This window comes from Citrobacter sp. Cpo148 (assembly GCF_030332375.1).
GTDB lineage: Bacteria > Pseudomonadota > Gammaproteobacteria > Enterobacterales > Enterobacteriaceae > Citrobacter > Citrobacter portucalensis.
Genome location: NZ_JAOWHY010000047.1, coordinates 271,815 through 286,450, shown reverse-complemented (window position 1 = coordinate 286,450; position 14,636 = coordinate 271,815). Strand labels below are relative to the sequence as shown.

At 52.4% G+C, this 14,636-nt stretch carries 14 protein-coding genes; 8 read left to right on the top strand and 6 right to left on the bottom strand.

Going from position 1 to position 14,636, the window contains the following annotated elements; all coding sequences use genetic code 11:
• Positions 1 to 40: 40 nt before the first annotated feature.
• From phoP to roxA, 3 genes are all read left to right on the top strand, one after another.
• A complete protein-coding gene (gene phoP, locus OGY10_RS18470) occupies positions 41 to 712 on the top strand; it encodes a two-component system response regulator PhoP (RefSeq protein ID WP_003846709.1) in 672 nt (223 codons plus the stop codon).
• Positions 712 to 2,175: a two-component system sensor histidine kinase PhoQ gene (gene phoQ / locus OGY10_RS18465; RefSeq protein WP_286577152.1), complete on the top strand. Its 1,464-nt coding sequence runs from the start codon at positions 712 to 714 to the stop codon at positions 2,173 to 2,175. Before phoP ends, phoQ begins: the two co-directional genes overlap by 1 nt.
• Positions 2,176 to 2,267: 92 nt before the next feature.
• On the top strand, positions 2,268 to 3,389 hold the full coding sequence (roxA, locus tag OGY10_RS18460) for a [50S ribosomal protein L16]-arginine 3-hydroxylase (RefSeq protein ID WP_003030786.1): 1,122 nt from the start codon (positions 2,268 to 2,270) through the stop codon (positions 3,387 to 3,389).
• Between the two features lie 102 nt (positions 3,390 to 3,491).
• Here the strand turns inward: roxA and pepT are convergent, their stop codons facing one another.
• Complete coding sequence (pepT, locus tag OGY10_RS18455) at positions 3,492 to 4,718, bottom strand: peptidase T (protein WP_286577151.1); 1,227 nt, start codon at positions 4,716 to 4,718, stop codon at positions 3,492 to 3,494.
• A 250-nt stretch (positions 4,719 to 4,968) separates the two neighbouring features.
• Between pepT and potA the strand changes: the two genes are divergently transcribed.
• The 5 genes from potA (at position 4,969) to OGY10_RS18430 (ending at position 9,438) form a co-directional block, all read left to right on the top strand.
• Positions 4,969 to 6,105 (top strand): spermidine/putrescine ABC transporter ATP-binding protein PotA, encoded by a 1,137-nt coding sequence (gene potA, locus OGY10_RS18450; protein WP_003832287.1) that lies wholly within the window; start codon positions 4,969 to 4,971, stop codon positions 6,103 to 6,105.
• The gene (gene potB, locus OGY10_RS18445; RefSeq protein WP_032943032.1) at positions 6,089 to 6,946 is read left to right on the top strand and encodes a spermidine/putrescine ABC transporter permease PotB; all 858 of its coding nucleotides are present in this window, start codon (positions 6,089 to 6,091) and stop codon (positions 6,944 to 6,946) included. Before potA ends, potB begins: the two co-directional genes overlap by 17 nt.
• Entirely contained in the window at positions 6,943 to 7,722 is a 780-nt protein-coding gene (potC, locus tag OGY10_RS18440) for a spermidine/putrescine ABC transporter permease PotC (RefSeq protein WP_003030794.1), read from the top strand. Before potB ends, potC begins: the two co-directional genes overlap by 4 nt.
• A 27-nt stretch (positions 7,723 to 7,749) precedes the next feature.
• Positions 7,750 to 8,796, top strand: a complete 1,047-nt coding sequence (gene potD / locus OGY10_RS18435) for a spermidine/putrescine ABC transporter substrate-binding protein PotD (RefSeq protein ID WP_191227215.1) — start codon at positions 7,750 to 7,752, stop codon at positions 8,794 to 8,796.
• Positions 8,797 to 8,931: 135 nt separating this feature from the next.
• On the top strand, positions 8,932 to 9,438 hold the full coding sequence (locus OGY10_RS18430) for a methyltransferase family protein (RefSeq protein ID WP_191226154.1): 507 nt from the start codon (positions 8,932 to 8,934) through the stop codon (positions 9,436 to 9,438).
• A 21-nt stretch (positions 9,439 to 9,459) separates the two neighbouring features.
• Here OGY10_RS18430 and cobB read toward each other — a convergent pair whose 3' ends face one another.
• The 5 genes from cobB to lolC form a co-directional block, all read right to left on the bottom strand.
• Positions 9,460 to 10,281 (bottom strand): Sir2 family NAD+-dependent deacetylase, encoded by an 822-nt coding sequence (cobB, locus tag OGY10_RS18425; protein WP_003832281.1) that lies wholly within the window; start codon positions 10,279 to 10,281, stop codon positions 9,460 to 9,462.
• 15 nt (positions 10,282 to 10,296) lie between these two features.
• Entirely contained in the window at positions 10,297 to 11,208 is a 912-nt protein-coding gene (gene nagK, locus OGY10_RS18420; protein WP_020996481.1) for an N-acetylglucosamine kinase, read from the bottom strand.
• 89 nt (positions 11,209 to 11,297) lie between these two features.
• A complete protein-coding gene (gene lolE / locus OGY10_RS18415) occupies positions 11,298 to 12,542 on the bottom strand; it encodes a lipoprotein-releasing ABC transporter permease subunit LolE (RefSeq protein WP_003030804.1) in 1,245 nt (414 codons plus the stop codon).
• Positions 12,542 to 13,243, bottom strand: a complete 702-nt coding sequence (lolD, locus tag OGY10_RS18410; protein ID WP_003832278.1) for a lipoprotein-releasing ABC transporter ATP-binding protein LolD — start codon at positions 13,241 to 13,243, stop codon at positions 12,542 to 12,544. The genes lolE and lolD overlap by 1 nt, the downstream gene beginning before the upstream one ends.
• Positions 13,236 to 14,435 (bottom strand): lipoprotein-releasing ABC transporter permease subunit LolC, encoded by a 1,200-nt coding sequence (lolC, locus tag OGY10_RS18405; protein ID WP_032934420.1) that lies wholly within the window; start codon positions 14,433 to 14,435, stop codon positions 13,236 to 13,238. Before lolC ends, lolD begins: the two co-directional genes overlap by 8 nt.
• Positions 14,436 to 14,636 lie beyond the last annotated feature (201 nt).

The following is a 14,636-nucleotide window of genomic DNA, read 5'->3' as shown; positions in this document are numbered from 1 at the left end:
CGTTAAACTATTCATACCATTATTTTAGGGAGAAACGATGATGCGCGTACTGGTTGTCGAGGATAATGCTTTATTACGCCACCACCTCAAGGTTCAGTTACAGGATTTAGGGCATCAGGTGGATGATGCAGAAGATGCGAAGGAAGCGGACTATTATCTGAATGAACATCTGCCGGATATCGCGATCGTTGATTTAGGACTCCCCGATGAAGATGGTTTGTCGCTGATCCGCCGCTGGCGCAGTAATGAGGTTTCGCTGCCGATTCTGGTATTAACCGCGCGTGAAGGCTGGCAGGATAAAGTGGAAGTCCTCAGCGCTGGCGCTGACGATTACGTCACCAAACCGTTTCACATCGAAGAAGTGGCTGCGCGCATGCAGGCACTGATGCGCCGCAACAGCGGTCTGGCATCGCAAATTATCTCCCTTCCGCCTTTTCAGGTGGACCTCTCTCGACGCGAGTTATCCGTCAATGATGAAGTTATCAAGCTCACTGCGTTTGAATACACCATTATGGAAACGCTCATCCGTAATAATGGCAAAGTGGTCAGTAAAGATTCGCTCATGCTGCAGCTTTACCCGGATGCCGAGCTGCGCGAAAGTCACACCATTGATGTTCTAATGGGGCGTCTGCGTAAGAAAATTCAGGCGCAGTATCCGGACGACGTCATCACCACCGTGCGTGGTCAGGGATATCTTTTTGAACTGCGCTAATGAATAAACTATTGCGTCATTTTTTCCCGCTATCGCTGCGGTTGCGCTTTTTACTGGCAACCGCAGGCGTGGTGTTGGTGCTCTCGCTGGCCTACGGCATGGTTGCTCTGGTGGGCTACAGCGTCAGCTTTGATAAGACAACGTTTCGCCTGCTGCGGGGTGAAAGTAATCTGTTTTATACCCTGGCAAAGTGGGAAAACGGCAAGATAAACGTCGAGCTGCCTGAACATCTCGATATGCAAAGCCCAACAATGTCGCTGATCTATAACGAAAGCGGTGAATTGTTGTGGGCGCAGCGCAATGTTCCCTGGCTGACGAAAAGTATCCAACCGGACTGGCTAAAAACGAACGGTTTTCATGAAATTGAAGCCAATGTAGACGCCACCAGCACTTTACTGGGCGAAGATCACTCCGCTCAGCAGCAGTTAAAAGAAGTCAGAGAAGATGATGACGACGCCGAAATGACCCACTCCGTGGCGGTGAACGTCTACCCCGCCACAGCCAGAATGCCGCAACTGACCATTGTGGTTGTCGACACTATTCCTATAGAGCTAAAGCGCTCGTATATGGTCTGGAGCTGGTTTATTTATGTGCTGGTCGCCAATCTGTTGCTGGTCATTCCGTTGTTATGGGTAGCAGCCTGGTGGAGCCTGCGGCCAATTGAGTCGCTAGCGCGTGAAGTCCGTGAGCTTGAGGAACATCATCGTGAGATGCTAAACCCCGCCACCACACGCGAATTGACCAGCCTGGTTCGTAATCTCAATCGACTTTTAAAAAGTGAACGTGAGCGCTACGATAAATACCGCACCACGTTAACCGATCTCACTCATAGCCTGAAAACGCCACTGGCGGTACTGCAAAGTACGTTGCGCTCAATGCGTAATGAAAAGATGAACGTCAGCGACGCAGAGCCTATCATGCTGGAACAAATCAGCCGTATTTCCCAACAGATAGGCTATTACCTGCATCGCGCCAGTATGCGTGGCAGCAGTGCCCTACTCAGCCGCGAGCTGCACCCGGTCGCGCCGTTGCTGGATAAGCTCACCTCGGCGCTGAATAAAGTGTATCAGCGTAAAGGGGTCAACATTAATCTCGATATCTCACCTGAGATCAGCTTTGTGGGCGAACAGAATGACTTTGTCGAGGTGTTGGGCAACGTCTTGGATAACGCCTGTAAATATTGTCTGGAGTTTGTCGAGATTTCGGCGCAACTGTCTGAGGAGCAGCTGCATATTCTGGTCGAAGACGATGGTCCTGGTATTCCGCAAAGCAAACGGGAAGTGGTGTTTGACCGCGGACAGCGCGTAGATACACTACGTCCCGGACAAGGCGTCGGTCTGGCGGTGGCGCGAGAAATCACCGAACAGTATGACGGGCAGATTATTGCTGGTGATAGCCTGCTGGGTGGTGCGCGCATGGAAGTTATTTTTGGTCGCCAGCAGCCGGGCCAGAAAGACGAGTAATCGTCGCATGTAATAAATATGTACTGACTTCACGCTTGAGGTTAAGTATCCGTTATAATCGGTTGCAGATACCAGCCTGCGGGATGCTCACTATGGAATACCAACTCACACTTAATTGGCCCGATTTTCTTGAACGCCACTGGCAGAAACGCCCGGTGGTCTTAAAACGCGGGTTTAATAACTTTATTGATCCTCTTTCTCCTGACGAACTGGCTGGACTGGCAATGGAAAGCGAAGTCGACAGCCGACTCGTCAGTCATCAGGATGGTAAATGGCAGGTTAGCCATGGTCCCTTCGAAAGCTACGACCATCTTGGCGAGAACAACTGGTCTTTGCTGGTGCAGGCGGTCAACCACTGGCACGAACCTACCGCCGCGCTGATGCGCCCGTTCCGTGAATTACCGGACTGGCGTATCGACGATCTGATGATTTCTTTCTCTGTACCCGGTGGCGGCGTTGGCCCGCACCTGGATCAGTACGATGTATTTATCATTCAGGGTACCGGTCGTCGTCGCTGGCGCGTAGGCGAAAAGCTGCAGTTGAAGCAGCACTGCCCTCACCCGGATCTCCTTCAGGTCGACCCGTTTGAAGCTATCATCGATGAAGAGCTGGAACCCGGCGATATCCTGTACATTCCACCGGGATTCCCGCACGAAGGCTATGCGTTAGAAAACGCGATGAACTATTCGGTTGGCTTCCGTGCGCCAAACACTCGCGAGCTGATCAGCGGGTTCGCCGATTACGTTTTACAACGCGAACTGGGCAGCACCTATTACAGCGATCCTGATCTGCCACCGCGCGATCATCCGGCAGATGTTCTGCCGCAGGAAATGGACAAGCTGCGCGAAATGATGCTGGGCCTGATTAATCAGCCAGAACATTTCCAGCAGTGGTTTGGCGAGTTTATTTCTCAGTCTCGTCATGAGCTGGATATTGCCCCGCCGGAGCCACCGTATCAGCCAGACGAAATTTATGATGCCCTGAAACAAGGTGATGTGTTAGTGCGTCTGGGCGGATTGCGCGTATTGCGCATTGGCGACGACGTCTACGCTAACGGTGAGAAAATTGATTCACCGCATCGTCCTGCGCTGGAAGCGCTGGCCAGTCATATTGTGCTGACGGCTGAGAACTTTGAGGATGCGCTGGAAGATCCTTCTTTCCTTGCCATGCTTGCCGCGCTGGTCAACAGCGGGTACTGGTTCTTCGAAGGGTAATGCGGACTGTGCCTGATGCGACGCAATGCGTCTTATCAGGCCTACTGGTGTGAAATATTGTAGGCCGGATAAGCAAAGCGCCATCCGGCAACTACACATATTTTATTTTTGTTTCGCGGCCAATTCAGCAATACGCACAATCACCTGCACCGCTTTTTCCATTCCTTCCAGGGTTACAAACTCATGCTTACCATGATAGTTGTAGCCGCCGGTGAACAGATTCGGACACGGTAATCCCATAAATGACAGCTGTGCGCCGTCAGTGCCGCCACGGATCGGTTTCAGCACCGGCTCAATATCGCAATCGCGCATCGCCTGCTGGGCGATATCCAGCACGTGCGGATGCTCAATCACTTTTTCGCGCATATTGTAGTAACTGTCTTCAATCACCAGTTCGATATAGCAGTCCGGGTGTAACCCTTTGCCGACCTTCTTGGCGATATCCATGATCTTGCGTTTACGCGCTTCAAACTGCTTACGGTCAAAATCACGAATAATGTAGTGCATATCCGCCCGATCGACCGTCCCTTTCATGCTCGCCAGATGATAAAAGCCTTCGTAGCCTTCAGTCTTCTCCGGGCTTTCATCTGCCGGGACCTCAGCGTGAATACGCGCCGCCAGCGACAGCGCATTCACCATCACCCCTTTTGCGGTGCCGGGATGCACATTGTTGCCAACAATTTTGATATTAACCGACGCGGCGTTGAAGTTCTCAAACTCCAACTCACCTACGCCACCACCGTCAACGGTATAGGCCCACTGCGCATCGAATGCCGCAACATCAAAATGCTTCGCCCCTTTACCCACTTCTTCGTCCGGCGTAAAGGCCACGCGGATATCACCGTGCGGAATATTTTTTTGGATAAGCACAGCCAGTGCGGTCATGATTTCCGCCACGCCTGCTTTATCATCCGCGCCCAGCAACGTTTTACCGTCTGTGGTGATCAGCGTCTGACCCAGAAGTTGATGCAGCACCGGGAACATCACCGGCGATAAAACTTCATCACCAATGCCTAACGCAATATCGCCACCGCGATAGTTTTCAACGATTTGCGGATTGACATTTTTACCGCTGAAATCCGGTGAGGTATCCACATGGGAAATAAAGCCGATCGCAGGAATATTACCAGCAACGTTCCCGGGTAACGTTGCCATCAGCGTACCTTTTTCGCTCAGTGAAATATTAACCAGCCCCATCTCTTCGAGCTGTTGTTTGAGCAGTTGCAATAATTTCCACTGTCCTTCGGTGCTGGGTACCTGCCGCACGCCCGATTTTGATTGGGTGTCCAGCGACACGTAGTGTAAAAAACGCTCAAGTAGTTTATCCATGCAGTCACCCTCACTTTTTGTGACAACATTATCAATAAGCAACAAAAGACAAATATTGCGTCAGGTCACTTTTATCCCCGCAAGTGAGAATATTTCGCCCTGACATCCCCTCTGACTATAGGGCTAAGTCAGTAATTCGCAACAAGGATTGGCGATTACAATGGTTTGCCGTAGAATAACGGCCCTCATTAAGAGTCATCAAGGTGGTTAACCACAAACCCCGCATCGGTCAGCCATCCGTTGCGTTTACATGGGACAGAGTAAAAAATTGAATAAACAACCGCGTTCGCTTTCTCCACTGGTGCAATTAGCGGGAATTCGCAAAAGTTTCGATGGCAAAGAGGTGATTTCCAGCCTGGATTTGACCATCAATAATGGCGAGTTTCTTACGCTGCTTGGCCCCTCTGGCTGCGGTAAAACAACCGTTCTTCGTCTGATTGCCGGTCTGGAAACGGTTGATTCCGGTCATATTTTGTTGGACAACGAGGACATCACTCACGTTCCAGCGGAAAATCGCTACGTGAATACCGTCTTCCAAAGCTATGCGCTATTCCCCCACATGACTGTGTTTGAGAATGTGGCCTTTGGTTTGCGCATGCAAAAAACGCCCGCAGCCGACATTTCTCCCCGCGTTACCGAAGCCCTGCGCATGGTGCAACTGGAAGAGTTCGCCCAGAGAAAACCGCATCAACTTTCCGGCGGACAGCAGCAGCGCGTAGCGATTGCCCGAGCAGTGGTCAACAAACCCCGCTTACTCTTGTTAGATGAATCCCTCTCTGCGCTGGACTACAAACTGCGTAAGCAGATGCAGAATGAACTGAAAGCACTGCAGCGTAAGCTTGGTATCACTTTTGTCTTTGTCACACACGATCAGGAAGAAGCGCTAACCATGTCCGACCGCATCGTGGTGATGCGCGATGGTAAGATTGAGCAGGACGGTACGCCGCGCGAAATCTACGAAGAGCCAAAGAATCTGTTTGTCGCCGGGTTTATCGGCGAGATCAATATGTTTAACGCCACGGTGATTGAACGTCTGGATGAACAGCGTGTTCGTGCTAATGTTGAAGGCCGCGAGTGCAATATTTATGTCAACTTCGCGGTAGTTCCCGGACAAAAGCTGCACGTCCTGTTACGCCCTGAAGATTTGCGCGTTGATGAAATCAATGATGATAATCATATCGAAGGCCTGATCGGCTACGTGCGCGAACGCAACTACAAAGGCATGACGCTGGAGTCGGTTGTAGAACTGGAAAATGGCAAGATGGTGATGGTCAGCGAATTCTTCAACGAAGACGATCCTGACTTTGACCACTCGCTCGACCAGAAAATGGCAATTAACTGGGTAGAAAGCTGGGAGGTCGTACTGGCTGATGAAGAGCACAAGTAAATTCCAGAGTGTGGTGATCTTCACCATTGTCGGTTGGCTTGTGTTATTTGTCTTTCTGCCCAACCTGATGATCATCGGCACCAGCTTTTTGACCCGTGACGACGCCAATTTCGTCAAAATGGTCTTTACGCTGGAGAACTATACGCGCCTGCTCGATCCGCTCTATTTTGAGGTACTGGTTCACTCCCTCAATATGGCGCTGATTGCCACGCTCGCCTGTCTGGTACTCGGCTACCCGTTTGCCTGGTTTTTGGTGAAACTGCCGGAAAAAGTACGCCCGCTGCTGCTGTTCCTGCTGATTGTTCCGTTCTGGACCAATTCTCTGATTCGCATCTACGGACTCAAAATTTTCCTCAGCACCAAAGGCTATCTCAACGAGTTTCTGTTATGGCTCGGCGTTATCGATACACCCATTCGCATTATGTTTACTCCCAGCGCGGTGATTATCGGGCTGGTATACATCCTGCTGCCGTTTATGGTGATGCCGCTCTATTCCAGCATTGAAAAGCTCGATAAACCGCTGCTGGAAGCCGCACGCGATTTAGGCGCCAGTAAGCTTCAGACCTTCACCCGCATCATTATTCCGTTGACGATGCCGGGGATTATCGCCGGATGCCTGCTGGTCATGCTGCCCGCAATGGGGCTGTTTTACGTTTCCGACTTAATGGGCGGCGCGAAAAACCTGCTGATTGGTAACGTAATTAAAGTTCAGTTCCTGAACATCCGCGACTGGCCGTTTGGTGCAGCCACCAGCATTACGCTGACCATCGTGATGGGTCTGATGCTGCTGATCTACTGGCGCGCCTCCCGCTTACTGAACAAGAAGGTGGAACTCGAATGATCGGTCGACTGCTTCGCGGCGGTTTTATGACCGCTATCTACGCGTATCTGTATATTCCAATCATCATTCTGATTGTGAACTCCTTTAACAGTTCGCGCTTTGGCATCAACTGGCAGGGTTTTACTACTAAATGGTACGGCCTGCTGATGAATAACGACAGCCTGTTGCAGGCGGCGCAGCACTCGCTGACGATGGCGGTGCTATCCGCCACCTTTGCCACCTTGATCGGCTCACTCACTGCGGTTGCGCTGTACCGTTACCGTTTTCGCGGTAAACCGTTCGTCAGTGGCATGCTGTTCGTGGTGATGATGTCGCCGGATATTGTGATGGCAATATCTCTGCTGGTGCTGTTTATGCTGATCGGCATTCAACTGGGCTTCTGGTCGCTGCTGTTCTCGCATATCACTTTTTGTCTGCCTTTTGTTGTGGTGACGGTTTACTCTCGCCTGAAAGGTTTTGATGTCCGCATGCTTGAGGCGGCTAAAGATTTGGGTGCCAGCGAAGTAACTATTCTGCGCAAGATAATACTGCCACTGGCTATGCCTGCGGTGGCTGCGGGTTGGTTGCTGAGTTTTACGCTGTCGATGGATGATGTTGTTGTTTCATCTTTCGTCACCGGACCGGGTTATGAAATTTTGCCATTAAAAATCTACTCAATGGTTAAAGTCGGCGTATCACCAGAGGTGAACGCGCTGGCGACCATTTTGTTGGTTCTGTCGCTGGTTATGGTGATTGCCAGCCAGCTTATTGCACGTGATAAAACCAAGGGCCGCTAAGGCCCTTAATTCAGGGGACGTTAAATGATGAAAAAATGGTCACGCCACCTGCTCGCGGCGGGTGCTCTGGCACTGGGCATGAGCGCCGCTCACGCGAATGACAACAACACGCTCTATTTCTATAACTGGACCGAGTATGTCCCACCGGGGCTGCTGGAGCAGTTCACCAAAGAAACCGGCATTAAGGTTATCTATTCGACCTACGAGTCGAATGAAACCATGTACGCCAAGCTCAAAACCTATAAAGACGGCGCATACGATTTGGTGGTTCCGTCCACCTATTACGTCGATAAAATGCGTAAAGAAGGCATGATCCAGAAGATCGACAAGTCGACGTTGACCAACTTCCACAACCTCGATCCGGAAATGCTCAACAAGCCGTTTGACCCAAACAATGACTACTCCATCCCGTATATCTGGGGTGCGACGGCCATTGGCGTCAACAGCGATGCTATCGATCCGAAAACCGTCACCAGTTGGGCCGATCTGTGGAAGCCGGAGTACAAAGGCAGTCTGCTGTTAACGGATGATGCGCGAGAAGTGTTCCAGGTGGCGCTGCGCAAGCTGGGATATTCCGGCAATACCACCGATCCTAAAGAGATTGAAGCCGCCTATAACGAGTTGAAGAAGCTGATGCCTAACGTTGCGGCATTTAACTCTGACAACCCGGCCAACCCGTATATGGAAGGCGAAGTCAATCTGGGAATGGTGTGGAACGGCTCCGCGTATGTTGCGCGTCAGGCGGGCACACCGTTGGAAGTGGTATGGCCGAAAGAAGGTGGCATTTTCTGGATGGACAGCCTGTCTATTCCGGCTAACGCGAAAAACAAAGAAGGTGCGCTGAAGCTGATTAACTTCCTGCTGCGCCCGGACGTCGCGAAAGAAGTTGCGGAAACTATTGGTTATCCGACGCCAAACCTGGCAGCGCGTAAGCTGTTAAGTCCTGAAGTCGCGAATGATAAAACGCTCTACCCTGACGCAGAAACCATCAACAAAGGGGAATGGCAGAACGATGTGGGTTCCGCCAGCGCTATCTATGAAGAGTATTATCAGAAGCTGAAAGCAGGACGCTAATACTCGTGCAACCCGGCAGGCCTCGCTGCGCCGGGTTGCTACCTGCCAACCCGACTTTTACGTCTTTCGACTGACTCCCGCTCTCCAGTTTCTGGCTATGCTTACAGTATTCCAGGTCGGCTTCTGAGGCTTCCAATGACAACGCTCTGGCTGCTACTTGAGTTGGCTAATCTGATCGTATTTACGCTGGTGATCCTCCCTCGTAAACAGCCGGTAAACGCTCGTCCTTTGCTGCCCATCACCGCAACCCGCCTGCTACGACTCACTTTTTTAATACCGATCCTGGTTTTTGGCTACAGCCTGTTTTTCAATCATCAGATTGGCCCGGTGGAGTGGGGATGTCTGATTTTGGCGATCGTAGGTAACGCGCTGGTCATCAAAGGAAAATGGGATTTGGGGGAGAGCCACACATGGACAGGCTACTATTTACCTCGTGCAAAAAGGGTTACGCGCGGCATTTTTGCCTGGATTGCGCACCCCATGTATACCGGAATTATTCTGGTGATTATCTCGTGCAGCCTGGTTTACATTACCCGACTACCCATATGGCTAAGCGCACTGGGGCTGATCTGTTGTTTTTACATCGTAGGATTTTTGATTATGGCGGCCCTGCGTGAGGACCGCCAGCTTGTACAGGCTTAAACAGTATTATCCGGATAGCCGTTACAGCCCTTTCAATAACTTCTCAACGAACTCAGGCACTACCTGGCTTGCCGGACCGTAATACTTCTCTTCAAACTCGCTGCCTACCTGGCTCGGTTCGAGATTGAGTTCTACCGTATGTGCCCCATGCAGCCGCGCCTCATGCACAAAACCCGCTGCCGGATAAACATGTCCCGATGTGCCAATCGCAATGAACACATCTGCCATTGCCAGTGCCATATAAATTTCATCCATACCCAGCGGCATTTCACCAAACCACACTACGTGTGGTCGCAGCGGTGCCGGAAACTGGCAGCAATGACATTTATCTTCCGGTGTCACATCGCCCGTCCATTCCAGAATCTGCCCGCTTTGCGAACAGCGAACTTTGAGCAACTCGCCGTGCATATGGATAACGTTCTGGCTGCCCGCACGCTCATGCAGATTATCAATGTTCTGCGTCACCAGTAAAAAACGATCGCCCAGCTCGGCTTCGAGTTTTGCCAGTGCGATATGCGCCGCGTTGGGTTGGATTTCAGGCTGCTGCAACTGATGGCGACGGGCGTTATAAAACGACTGAACCAGTTCCGGGTTTCGACTAAATCCTTCCGGAGTCGCAACGTCCTCTACCCGATGTTCTTCCCAGAGACCATCCGCCGCGCGGAATGTTCGAATTCCTGACTCAGCGGAGATTCCCGCTCCAGTCAGTACCAGCACTCTTGGTTTTTCCATCAATTCAGGCACCACTCTGTCTCTGAAAAAGATTCGTTGACGCAGGCGATCGCGCAAATGGCGTTTATTTTTACGAAAGCGGCTTAACCGATGACCCCGACGCGACAGCATAACAACCTCTTTGTATTAATCGGTAAGATGTAGGAAAGCAGCCCCGCGCATCCCGCCGGCATCACCGTGCCGTGCCTGCTCAATACGCGGTACCCGGGCAACCGGCAGCAGATGACGTGGCAGTCGATCCGCCAGTTGCGTCGTAATAGCGGTAAAATTCGACAAGCCTCCGCCAATCACCACCAAATCAGGATCGACGATAGTCAGGATATTCCCAAGACACACTGCCAGCAAATCCAGATAGCGTTCAACGTGGGCACGCGCGTGTTCGTCACCCTGCTCCCACAGCGCGATGATTTCGCGGGCATCCAGCGGTTGATGGTAGTAATGCTGATACAACCACGCAAATCCACCGCCGGAAAGATAGCTTTCGATGCATCCCAGTTGACCGCATCCGCAGCGGCGCAGCGGGAAATCAAAGCCCATCAGCGTCAGCGCATCGACCGGCAAACGAATATGACCAAACTCACCGGTGATATAGCTGCGTCCGGTGATGGATTTCCCGTTAAGCACCAGGCCGCCGCCGACGCCCGTACCGAGGATCAACCCCATCACCAGCGGATATTGGGTGAACTCGTCATCCCAGGCTTCGGAGAGAGCAAAACAGTTCGCATCGTTATCAAGACGCACATCGCGGTCAAGGCGAGCGCTGAGATCGGCACGGAGTGGTTTGCCACTGGCGGCAGGAACGTTGGCCGCGTACAGCGTGCCGTCTTCGGTTTCCGGCATGCCCGGAATGCCGATGCCTACCGAACCTTTGATGCCGAACCGCTGATCCGCTTCCGTCACCAGATTGCAGACCGCATCAAGGAAAGCGTCGTAGCTGTCGCGAGGCGTAGGAACGCGAGTTTCCCATTGCAGACGACGTTGCTTATCAAACACGCCCAGCGCAATTTTGGTCCCGCCGATGTCAAATCCGTAATACATCACCGCTCCTTGATACACGTCATCCTTCAAGATGCCTCTGCGTTGGCTACGCCTTGATGCAGCATGAATGCTGTCGTGTATTATTGTTGTTATTGGCCGCTAAGTACTCTCGCAGGATCAATATTGCTGGCGCGACGCGCCGGATACCAACTTGCCAAAAGACTCAGCACGAGTGCTGTCACCAGCACGTAAATCACATCCAGCCAGTGTAATTCCGATGGCAGGAAGTCAATGAAATAGATATCGCCGGACAGGAACTGATGGCCGATAAGCGCCTCAATCCCGTTTATGATCGGCGTCAGTTGCAACGACACAACCACCCCTATGACGACGCCTATCAGGCTACCGAACAGACCCGCCAGCAGGCCGTACCAGACAAAAATGGCACGGATCAACCCATCTTTCGCCCCGAGGGTTCTTAATACCGCAATATCGCCGCTTTTGTCTTTTACCGCCATCACTAACGTGGAAACGATATTAAAACAGGCCACGCCAATAACCAGCACCATCGCCAGATACATAATGGCGCGGATCATCTGAATATCGCGGTACATATATCCGTAGGTGCCGATCCAGCTCTTGATGTAAACATAGTTATTGGTGACTTCACCCGCGTCTCGCACCAGCTTATTGGCGTTAAACACGTCGTTAACCTTCAGCGCGATCCCGGAAACACTGGTTCCCATATCAAGATATTGCTGCGCATCTTCCATTGGGATCATGGCAAAGCTGTGATCGAGCTGACCGCTCAGTTGCAGGATCCCCGTCACGTGCAAACGCACGCGTTTAGGCTGCTGTAGCTTATGATCCGCACTGGCGTTAGGGATCATAATCGACACCCAGTCACCCTGCTTCACCTTCAGCGCATCGGCAATACCCTTACCAATGATGATTTGTTGTTCACCGGCTTTAAAATTATCCCAGGCGTGGTTTTGCACAAAGGATGGCAACGCGCTTAAACGCTGTTCCTGTTTCGGGTCTACGCCCTTCACCTGCACCGCGCGTAAGTTCGCCCCGCTCTCCACCAGTCCGGTAAAGTTGATATAAGGCGCCGCGGCGACAATACCCGGCACTTTTTGTACCTTGTCGAGCGCTTCCTGCCAGTTATTCCACGGCTGATTTACGGCTTCAATCTCTCCGTGTGGGACTACGGCCAGAATACGGTTGTTCAGCTCACGCTCAAATCCGTTCATGGCACTTAAACCGACGATCAACACCGCCACACCCAACGCGATGCCAACGGTAGATATCACCGAAATCAACGAAACCATACCGCCGCGCCGCCGACCACGGCTAAAGCGCAGACCAATCAATAACGATAAAGGCGAAGCCATTACTCAGCTCCCATCAGGCTCAGTTCAGCCGTCAGGCGACCATCGCGCATTTCAAGCTGGCGACTCATCCGCTTCGCCAGTTGCAGATCGTGCGTCACCACCAGAAATGCCGTGCCCTGAGAGCGGTTCAGCTCACCCAGAAGCTCGAAAATGCTGTCCGCGTTACGCGCATCCAGGTTACCCGTTGGCTCATCCGCCAGGACCAGACGCGGGTTATTCACCAGCGCACGCGCGATGGCCACCCGCTGGCGTTCGCCGCCAGACAGTTCAGACGGGCGATGACTGGCACGATGATCCAGCCCTACCGCTTTCAGCATATCCCGTGCGCGCTCGGTGATTTCAGCCGGTTTTTTCTTGCCGATCAGCAGCGGCATCGCTACGTTTTCCAGCGCGGTAAAATCCGGCAGCAAATGGTGGAACTGGTAAATAAAGCCCAGCTTCTGATTGCGCAGTTCCGCTTTCGCCGCCGACGAGAGCTTGCTCATTGGTTGACCGCTAAAAATGACGTCGCCGGAAGTCGGGGTATCCAACCCACCTAACAGATGCAGCAACGTACTCTTGCCGGAGCCTGAGCTGCCGACAATCGCCATCATCTCACCTTCGCCGACGCAAAAACTGACATCGTGCAGTACATCGGTCTGCACAGTGCCTTCCTGATAGCGTTTGCACAGGTTGTCGCATTGCAACAGGATCTTATTCATAACGTAAAGCCTCAGCGGGTTGAGTGGCGGCAGCGCGCCAGGAAGGATAAAGCGTAGACAGCAGCGCGATGGCCATCGCCACCAGCGCAATGACGATAACCTGCAGCGGCTCGATAGCGACCGGCAGCGCAGCGCCATCCAGCAGCACACCAATAATTGGCATCAGATTGTTCAGTTGGCTGGCGAGCAAGGCACCCAGTACGGCGCCCAGCAGCGCGCCAATCACCCCGGCACTGGCCCCCTGAACCATAAACACCATCATTATCTGCCGCGGCGTTAGCCCCTGCGTTTGTAAAATCGCCACTTCCCCTTGCTTCTCCATTACCATCAGACCCAGCGAGGTAATAATATTAAAAGCCGCCACCGCCACGATCAGGCTAAGCAGCAGCCCCATCATGTTCTTTTCCATGCGCACGGCCTGGAACAGTTCCCCTTTGCGCTCGCGCCAGTCCTGCCATTTGGTGCCTTGCGGCAGCGTTTGCTGGCTCAGCGTGTCAACTTTTAACGGTTCGTTCAGCCACAGACGCCAGCCAGTGATATTACCCACCGGATAGCGCATCAGACGCGAGGCATCCTGAATGTTGGTCAGCATCTGGTAGCCATCGACTTCGCTGTTGGCGGCGAAAGTGCCAATCACCGTAAACAAACGCTGGCTCGGCAAACGCCCCATCGGCGTAAACTGGCTGGCCGAGGGCACCATCACACGGATTTGATCGCCACGGTTCACGCCCAACTGCCCGGCAAGCTGCTCGCCGAGGATGACATTATACTTACCCGGTTGCAGATCTGTTTGCTTCACATTGACCAGATACGGCGTTAACGGATCTTTTTGCGCCGGATCGATACCGAGCATCACGCCGACGGCAACGCTACGCGCGCTTTGCAGCACCACATCTCCCGTAGTTATGGGTGCAACGCGGTTGACGCCGTTCAACACCACCGCTTTTTCCGGCAGTTGTTGCGGGTTGAGGGAACCCTGTTCAGACGAGAGTACGGCCTGAGGCATCAGGCCAAGAATATTGTTTTGCAGCTCGCGCTCGAAACCGTTCATCACCGACAACACCGTGACCAGCGCCATTACCCCGAGAGTAATGCCTATGGTGGAGAGCCAGGAAACGAAGCGACCGAAGCGATCTGCTGCACGCCCACGCATATAACGCAGGCCGATGAATAGAGCGACAGGTTGGTACATGAAATCCGTCTGGTTGCTGTTAGCAAAGTCACGAGTATATAAGCGAAAGCGGAATGGGTAAATGACTGAACCGTAAGTGTTCGTCAGCACTATTCCTAAAAGTATAAATAAATCAATTCGCTAAAGTTGTCCCTCTACCCTTCAGCCCGGGTCCCTGATCTTTATCTTAAAAAAACAAAATGCAGACAGTTACGCATTACA

Excerpts from the sequence above, each read along its gene's own strand:
- phoP (WP_003846709.1), top strand. The coding sequence starts at position 41 with ATGCGCGTACTGGTTGTCGAGGATAATGCTTTATTACGCCACCACCTC.
- phoQ (WP_286577152.1), top strand. The coding sequence starts at position 712 with ATGAATAAACTATTGCGTCATTTTTTCCCGCTATCGCTGCGGTTGCGC.
- roxA (WP_003030786.1), top strand. The coding sequence starts at position 2,268 with ATGGAATACCAACTCACACTTAATTGGCCCGATTTTCTTGAACGCCAC.
- pepT (WP_286577151.1), bottom strand. The coding sequence starts at position 4,718 with ATGGATAAACTACTTGAGCGTTTTTTACACTACGTGTCGCTGGACACC.
- potA (WP_003832287.1), top strand. The coding sequence starts at position 4,969 with ATGGGACAGAGTAAAAAATTGAATAAACAACCGCGTTCGCTTTCTCCA.
- potB (WP_032943032.1), top strand. The coding sequence starts at position 6,089 with ATGAAGAGCACAAGTAAATTCCAGAGTGTGGTGATCTTCACCATTGTC.
- potC (WP_003030794.1), top strand. The coding sequence starts at position 6,943 with ATGATCGGTCGACTGCTTCGCGGCGGTTTTATGACCGCTATCTACGCG.
- potD (WP_191227215.1), top strand. The coding sequence starts at position 7,750 with ATGAAAAAATGGTCACGCCACCTGCTCGCGGCGGGTGCTCTGGCACTG.
- OGY10_RS18430 (WP_191226154.1), top strand. The coding sequence starts at position 8,932 with ATGACAACGCTCTGGCTGCTACTTGAGTTGGCTAATCTGATCGTATTT.
- cobB (WP_003832281.1), bottom strand. The coding sequence starts at position 10,281 with ATGCTGTCGCGTCGGGGTCATCGGTTAAGCCGCTTTCGTAAAAATAAA.
- nagK (WP_020996481.1), bottom strand. The coding sequence starts at position 11,208 with ATGTATTACGGATTTGACATCGGCGGGACCAAAATTGCGCTGGGCGTG.
- lolE (WP_003030804.1), bottom strand. The coding sequence starts at position 12,542 with ATGGCTTCGCCTTTATCGTTATTGATTGGTCTGCGCTTTAGCCGTGGT.
- lolD (WP_003832278.1), bottom strand. The coding sequence starts at position 13,243 with ATGAATAAGATCCTGTTGCAATGCGACAACCTGTGCAAACGCTATCAG.
- lolC (WP_032934420.1), bottom strand. The coding sequence starts at position 14,435 with ATGTACCAACCTGTCGCTCTATTCATCGGCCTGCGTTATATGCGTGGG.